This is a genomic window from Thiofilum flexile DSM 14609, assembly GCF_000380185.1.
GTDB classification, from domain to species: Bacteria; Pseudomonadota; Gammaproteobacteria; order Thiotrichales; family Thiotrichaceae; genus Thiofilum; species Thiofilum flexile.
Map to the genome: position 1 here is coordinate 1 of NZ_KB904794.1, position 7,240 is coordinate 7,240.

At 43.1% G+C, this 7,240-nt stretch carries 6 protein-coding genes and 1 pseudogene; 1 reads left to right on the forward strand and 6 read right to left on the reverse strand.

Annotated features, from left to right (window positions below; genetic code table 11):
• The 3 genes and pseudogenes from A3IK_RS19685 to A3IK_RS0114935 form a co-directional block, all read right to left on the reverse strand.
• A pseudogene (locus tag A3IK_RS19685) lies at positions 1-196 on the reverse strand (IS982 family transposase); the annotation flags it as partial.
• A 155-nt stretch (positions 197-351) separates the two neighbouring features.
• On the reverse strand, positions 352-1,380 hold the full coding sequence (locus tag A3IK_RS0114930; protein ID WP_020560791.1) for a TRAP transporter substrate-binding protein: 1,029 nt from the start codon (positions 1,378-1,380) through the stop codon (positions 352-354).
• A 122-nt stretch (positions 1,381-1,502) separates the two neighbouring features.
• On the reverse strand, positions 1,503-3,083 hold the full coding sequence (locus A3IK_RS0114935; protein WP_020560792.1) for a peptidoglycan-binding domain-containing protein: 1,581 nt from the start codon (positions 3,081-3,083) through the stop codon (positions 1,503-1,505).
• 163 nt (positions 3,084-3,246) lie between these two features.
• On the opposite strand from A3IK_RS0114935, the gene A3IK_RS0114940 reads away from it, so the two are divergent.
• Positions 3,247-4,212 carry an Rpn family recombination-promoting nuclease/putative transposase gene (locus A3IK_RS0114940; RefSeq protein ID WP_020560793.1) on the forward strand — a complete coding sequence of 322 codons (966 nt, stop codon included), beginning with the start codon at positions 3,247-3,249 and terminating at the stop codon, positions 4,210-4,212.
• Positions 4,213-4,262: 50 nt separating this feature from the next.
• Here A3IK_RS0114940 and A3IK_RS0114945 read toward each other — a convergent pair whose 3' ends face one another.
• The 3 genes from A3IK_RS0114945 to A3IK_RS19690 form a co-directional block, all read right to left on the reverse strand.
• Entirely contained in the window at positions 4,263-5,063 is an 801-nt protein-coding gene (locus A3IK_RS0114945) for a hypothetical protein (protein ID WP_026221011.1), read from the reverse strand.
• A gap of 376 nt (positions 5,064-5,439) precedes the next feature.
• Positions 5,440-6,519 (reverse strand): right-handed parallel beta-helix repeat-containing protein, encoded by a 1,080-nt coding sequence (locus A3IK_RS0114955; protein ID WP_020560796.1) that lies wholly within the window; start codon positions 6,517-6,519, stop codon positions 5,440-5,442.
• Positions 6,520-6,577: 58 nt separating this feature from the next.
• Positions 6,578-7,240: hypothetical protein (locus tag A3IK_RS19690; RefSeq protein WP_162596670.1), on the reverse strand; the 663-nt coding region annotated here is incomplete at its 5' end.

The window sequence follows — 7,240 nt, forward strand, 5'->3', positions numbered from 1 at the left end:
GCTGATAGAACCCCTTAAAATTACGGTAACCCGACTGATGGTAATGCACTAGTAACGTCATGACTTCGCTAGCACACAAGCTACTTTCACGGCGGCGGGTCGCTTTTCCATCTGCCGTTAGCAAGGTGGGTTTCCAGACCGGTAGAAAGGTTTGGCAAAAATCATCTAGGTCGCAGAATAATCGTGTTAGCATCATAGTAAGCCACCTTCAGGAGATTGGATATAGGGTGTTGTGATCCTATGAGTATCTCAGGTTGTGTGGCTTTTTTCCTTATATCGAACTCAGGTTAGTTAGGCTAATGAATACGTGCCCCTAGCTTGGCACGTATTATGTAAATTAAAGATCAACCCTTATTGCTTAGAATACTGGCCTACTAAATCTACTGCCTCTTGATACAATTGTTTGGCATCCACACCTTTTGCTGATAGCTCCTCAATCCAACCCTCAATCACAGGTTGCGCGGCTTTTTTCCATTGCTCCATTTCCTCAGCACTGATGGTATAAATCGTATTGCCTTGCTTTTCGGTTACTTCGCGCCCTTTAATATCGGCCTCTTTAAAACGCGCCGCGACCCATACGGAAGTATCCGCACCACTATTATTATCAATCACCTTTTTAAGGTCATCGGGTAGGCTGTCATACTTTTTCTGATTCATGGCTAAAATCATAGTGGTGGTAATCATGGTCTTATCACCCCCAAAGTCAGCATGATACTTGGTGAACTCCTGTGCTTTAGTTGCGGGTACGACCTCCCAAGGCACTAAGGCACCATTAATAACGCCTTTAGATAAGCTTTCAGCCATTTGGGGGACGGGCATACCCACCGGAGTAGCACCTAAAGCAGCGAGTAATTTATTGCTTAAGCGAGAAGGGGCGCGAACTTTTAAACCTTTTAAATCCGCGAGGGTTTCGACTTTTTTATCTCTTAAATGCAATGCATTAGGGCCATTTACCCAAGTCGCTAGTGGCTTAATACCGGCTAGCTCTTTAGCACTATGTTTTTGCATAAAATCCCATAAAGCCCTAGAAGAAGCTTCATGCGTGGAAGTAATAAAAGGTAATTCAAAGACCTCTGATACGGGAAAACGCCCCGGATTATACCCCGGTAATATCCACGTAATATCCACCACCCCGTCTTTGACTTGATTTAATAATTGTGGGGGTGTGCCACCTAATTGCATGGAAGGATAAATTTGACACTTCATGCGCCCTTGAGATTCGGTAGCAATTTTTTCGCACCAAGGCTCAAAGACGTTAACTTGTGCAGCGGAGATAGGGGGTAAAAAGTGGGAAAATTTAAGAATAATTTCCTCAGCGGCTTGGGTGACAGGTGCTAACAGGCAAGTTGCTAACACCACGCCTAACTTCATCAGTTTCATACTAACTCCTCCAATTGTATAGGTCATATCCGACCCTACTTACTGTCACATAATAATCGCTACATGACATTGAATTATCGTTGAGTTAGCTTCTAACTTTGTGATAGGTCTCTGTCCTCCTCCTACCCCCAGCGTCCCACAATCAGCTTACCGCCTGCTTTTTGTTCCATGAGTGTCGTGCGAGCGTTATAACGGGTACTGACTAAATAAGTTGGCTCCGAGCTATAAGTTACCTCTGAGGCAGTAACTCTACCCCTCTCATCTAGGGTCACAGTCACCTCCTCTGCATAGGTATTCACAATACTAAAGCCTGTACCCTCCACTGACGTGGCGGCACTATTATCCCGCACATCATCATAAGAGCCGACCGCTAGTATCAATTTACGAGCACGTCCTGCGGTATCTTTTTCTACTTTCACCACCGTGACGGTATGATCAAAGGTGCCATCTCCGGTGTGATCAATAAAAATCAAATGACCGGCTTGTAATAGATTGACGGGTACTTCAGGGACAGCGCTATTACCCCGATTATCATAAGCGGGATTCCAATCAAATAAGCGCACCGCTGCCTTAGCAACTCGATTCGCACTTATCTCAGGATAATGCACATTCACACCATAGAGCATGGATTGATTAGGATCTAGTGCTTGAACTTTTAAAATCGTCTCATACCCCATACGCTCAACCGTTACTCCCGTAGTACGTTTTAAGCGGTCAGCACGGGTGAATAAGCCTTGTGTTTTATCGGTAGTCGCCACAATCCAACGCTTCTCGGCTGCTGCGGTTTTTAACACCGGATGCGGGAGCTGAATCATCCTATCTTCGCGCAATTGTTTACGGAATTGATCCATAAAAAACAGCGCTAAATTTTTACAATCGCCCTCCACTTCATTGCTCTTCATGACCTCCCAATAATCGCCCACGAACTTACCATACGCGGCTTGAATCTCGGCACTCGCCCATGAATAAATCTCAGCAGTGCCACGGATACTAATCACGGGCAAACCCAATTGCCGGAAGGAAGAGAGATAGAGTAATGGATCAGCCGCTTTAGCCGCCGGAGTACGCAGATCGATATTCGCAACCAATTGATCCAGTAGCTTTAAGGTTTGAATATTGACACTACCCGTTGCGGGCAAACCACGCTGACTTTGAAAGGCTGTTAAAGCGCGTTCGGTATTACCGCCAAACGCTCCATCACATAAATCTTTGAGATACCCCAAACGTCCTAGGGCAAACTGTACCGCCACCACCGCATTACCATTAGCACCGCGCTTTAGTTCAGTCCGTAATCCATTGGGAAAACCATTAGCCAGTGCTTTATCCTGTAATACGCCTAATGTAGCGGGACTAGGCGCAGGCATGGGAGCAGTAGTGGCGGGAGTTGGCGCGGGAGTCGTTGTAGCAGGTACGGGAGCAGCAATGGGCTTGGCTAATTCGCGTAAAGCTGCCATGGCTCGCCCGACCATAGTGGGCTGGGTGCTGCTGCCTAAATTGACGGATTGGCTATCGCCATTACTATCTAAGCGATCTAGTGCTTTAAATAGTAACTCCATATCAGTTCCGCTAATAGTGCCATTATTATTCGCATCCACCCCAGCCCAACTAAAGGCCGCTAGCCGTGGCTCACGTTTAGCCTCCACTAGGCTAATTTGCTTATTAGACATTTCTTGTAAAAATTCCGTGCGGGTCAGTGTTGTCATCCTTGCAAGCTCCCATAATGATTATTGCTGAAGGTTTATACCGCTCAATGCTTAACTATTCAACTTACCTTATTTCGCCACTTTTAAACCCGCGAAGGCCGCTCGCCCTCCCCCCATAGCTTCGCTATAATCAGTGGTATAATGATCTATCTAGAGCTAATGTATGAGCGATGTCTATCTCAACCCCTTAACCGACTTTGGTTTTAAAAAACTATTTGGCGAAGAACCGCATAAAGACTTATTAATCAGTTTCCTAAACACGNTCTTACCTGCACATCATCAAGTACAAGACCTGAGCTATACCAAAAACGAATATCAAGGCCGTAGTGCCATTGACCGTAAGGCGATATTTGATCTGAACTGCCTTAGCCCTTCAGGTGAGCGCTTTATTGTTGAATTACAACGCATTAAGCAAATCTATTTCAAAGATCGTAGTATTTTTTACGCTACGTTTCCGATTCAAGAACAAGCTGTTCGTGGGGATTGGAATTACAAACTCGCCACTGTTTATACGATTGGTATTTTGGACTTTTTGATTGATGATGATCAAACCAAGGTCTATTACCACGCTCAATTAAAAGATCAGGATAATGTTTTATTTTACGACAAGCTCAATTTTATCTATTTAGTCCTCCCGCGCTTTCAGCTAAAAGCACACGAGCTAAAAACGCTACGAGATAAATGGTTTTATGTGTTTAAGCATTTACATGAATTAGAAGAAATACCCACTCAACTCACCGATGAAGTGTTTCAGCGTTTATTTGGTATTGCTCAGATAGCGCAATTACCCGCGAGTGAACGTTTAGGCTATGAAAGCAGTTTAAAGGATTATCGGGATTTTATGAGTACCCACGAAACTTCGCGCTTAGATGGGGAAAAGATTGGGTTGGAAAAGGGAGAGAAAATTGGCTTGGAAAAGGGAGAGAAAATTGGATTAGAGAAAGGTAAGTTGTTAGGAATTGAAGAGGGCAAACAGCTAGGGATTGAAGAAGGCGAACAAATCGGAGCCTTGAAGAAAGCCCAAACGATAGCGCTGAATTTATTGCAACTAGGTCTTTTACCCGAAACCGAGATTGCGCGTATTGCGGGGCTAACGTTAGCAGAGGTGCAACAGCTTAAAGCGGTTTAGCAAAGCACTCTTATCAAAAAGTGCTTTGGTTTGGGGATAATGGGTGAGGATTAACGAAAGGCAGGTAAATTATTTTTGACCCAAGGGTTCACTATTTTTTCAATAGCCGCAACAGCTTTTTTTAAACCAAGATCATCGGTTGATTCAAAGGCTAAATCACCATTACAGGGATTACCAATAGATATTTTTTTAAAAACATATTGGTATTGTTTCTTTGTATTATTATAGCGCCATTTTATATAGGCATCGCCGCACTCTAGGGTAGATTTTGGCATAAATCGCTGTATACTGTGGTAGGTTGACAAGGGCTTATAAGGACTTTGAGGGGTCACAAGATCAATTACCAAAGACTTATCACTTTCCATTAAGACTCTAAATTTACCAACCTCATCTCGTTGAATAATCCAATTATGACTGGTTATACCATCAATATCGTGCTGGTCTTTTATACATCCCGTTGCTGGGGTAGTAATATACCACTCCTCTGTTTTTAGATTATTATCAATATTAAAATCAATCCCGGTAAAGGGGCAGGTTTTTAACTGTTTAAAGTTAGTGGGCGTATAAAAAGTAGCATACGCTTTTTTAAAGGGATTTTGAGTGCTAGGGGAAAATAGGGCTTGCTTAATATCAGCAGGTAAAGGTATAGCTAGGTTTATTTCAATATTATCTTGAAGATCATTTCTCTTATTATATATGGAAATACTAGAACGTGTTATTTTTCCATCAAAATATTGGGTAAGGAACTTTAGTGAAAGAGCCTTCAATAACGGATCTTCTGTTGCAGCGCCTACTAGGGTAGGCAAACTAGCTAATAAACTGATACTAAATAATTTACTTAAATAACGCATCGATATCATCATAGTCCTTTATCTTTATTAAAAAAGAGGCGATGAGGCTTAGTTAAACCCTCATCACTTCGTCATCAGTTAACTACTCACTATTGCATAGTCACGTTTTTCACTCTAGTCGCTAAAAACGTCCCCACAATTTCCTTAAAAGTAGCTTTTTTAGCTTTCACCAAGTAGTTCATAAGTGCTTGATAATCTTTTCCATGCTTAGGGAGCTGCTCAAAAAACGTAGTCATATTAACATTGGTATAAAATATACCTCTTGTAACCATTGGTACTATTAACCCACCAATTAAATAGTAGATAGAGCAAATTATAACCTATTGATTTTAATAAAAAATAAATATAATTTAGTTTAACTATGTCGCCTATTTATTTAGGAGGTTAATAGCACACCATTTACAGTTTCATAAATATTTCTCCGATAATCATTAAGACCTGCTTGTGCCACACTACCCGTTTCCCACTTCATATTTTCATACCAATAATTATACACCTTTTTATTATTCACTACGGTATCCACATTGGCTTGCTGTCCTGTCGGTATAGCAGAAAATCCCAGAATATAAATATTACCATTAAGCTCATCTCCCCCGCCGATGCGTAGTGGCAATAGCGTAACCGGCTTATTCGTGGGTGTCGTATTGCCATTGATGGTACCACTCAGCACACCAGTGATCGTAATAGCATACTGACCTTGAGTGGATACGCTGTTTCTAGCGATAGTTAAGTTTCTGAATGCACCGTCACTCGCAAAGATACCTTGCTGTTCACCCGTTGAGGTAATGTGGTTATTGGTAATCGTCACCCCATTACTAATGGCTCCCGCAAATTGCGGTATCCCCTTTCTAACATCGGGAACAATTTGAATCGCATCCCGATGAGCGACCCTATAAAATGGAAAAACTTGTAGTTGGAATGTTGGGGCAATAATAGCTATTCTCTTGTTAATCTCATCTACTATAGCCGTAAAATCCTTACCAAAGTTAGAGTTTATCGCTAAATCATTAATGGCATTGGCATCTCTCCATCCGCTCATGGTGACATTATCCGCTTGTATCTGCATAAAATCCCCCACAAATCTAGCCGGATAGGGAGCAGGAATACCCCGCTGTGGCGTAACTAAGACCAGTGGTATCGCCAATGGGTTGGGGGTTTTACCGCTAAGTCCTGTAAGAATTGCTTGGTAGGCAGGCTTATAAGGGTCGGTATCGAGTACCTTAAGGGGGTTATAAGTATGCGTCACTAGCCATCTAAAAATGGCAGAATGTGCCACATCTTGACTTCGATAGCCCTTAGCTTTTGGATGAGCAAAATTATTGGCTGTACTCTTAATAAAGCCCGCGTCAGGTAAGTTAGCTACCGGTGGTTTGGGTTTTACTACAAACCTTGCCTGTGGATTACGAGTGCGAGTATTGGGTTGTTGTGGGATATGTGGTGCTACATTACCAACCATGATAAAACCCCTTGTTGTATGTTATGAATAATTAAAAGACGGTGGATAAATAAGCGACTCATAGTGCTGCTTCATCGATAATAATGGTGCAATCCCCAAGCGGGAGACCTGTTACCTGAATCAGCCCATCCAGCCCCGCAACCCCTGTTTGAGTAAATGGGTTTTCCTCGTATATATCGCTCTCTACGATAACTGTGAATTTTGTTCCTGCTGGTACAGGTAAATCCGTTTCAGAATTGAGTATCTGTACTTCCAGTAGGCTATCTGGCGAAGGATTGTCTGCAAAATTCCCCAACTGCGCGGTGGTCAGTAACCACTTCAACATCGCCTCCCGCCGCGCATTCAACGTCCCCAAATCCAGCAAGGGCTGCACCGTCCCATTACGAATCGCAATCCGTTTCATCGAAAAACTCCGAATAGCCGTCTCTTGTAAATCGGCGAGGCGCGTCGCCATAAAGGTAGAACTCGCGGTACTCAGCGCCGTTTTAGCCTTGGTCAACATATCGATAATGCCATAGGCCGCTGTCGAACGTTGCTCCGCACTCGGTGCCGGTAAAGGACTACCCGTTTCGCGTTGACCGCTGGTGTATTCCTGCAAACGTAAATTAATCCATGCCACCATCTGGCTATAACCCCAAGCGTCTTTAGTCTTAAAGTCATTCACCGTCCAAGTACTGTACTCACTGAAATAAGTGTCATAATTAAAGTTAGTCAGCCCCAC

What these genes read in the sequence shown, in the direction of transcription:
- A3IK_RS0114930 (WP_020560791.1), bottom strand. Translation starts at nt 1,380, where the DNA reads ATGAAACTGATGAAGTTAGGCGTGGTGTTAGCAACTTGCCTGTTAGCA.
- A3IK_RS0114935 (WP_020560792.1), bottom strand. Translation starts at nt 3,083, where the DNA reads ATGACAACACTGACCCGCACGGAATTTTTACAAGAAATGTCTAATAAG.
- A3IK_RS0114945 (WP_026221011.1), bottom strand. Translation starts at nt 5,063, where the DNA reads ATGCGTTATTTAAGTAAATTATTTAGTATCAGTTTATTAGCTAGTTTG.
- A3IK_RS0114955 (WP_020560796.1), bottom strand. Translation starts at nt 6,519, where the DNA reads ATGGTTGGTAATGTAGCACCACATATCCCACAACAACCCAATACTCGC.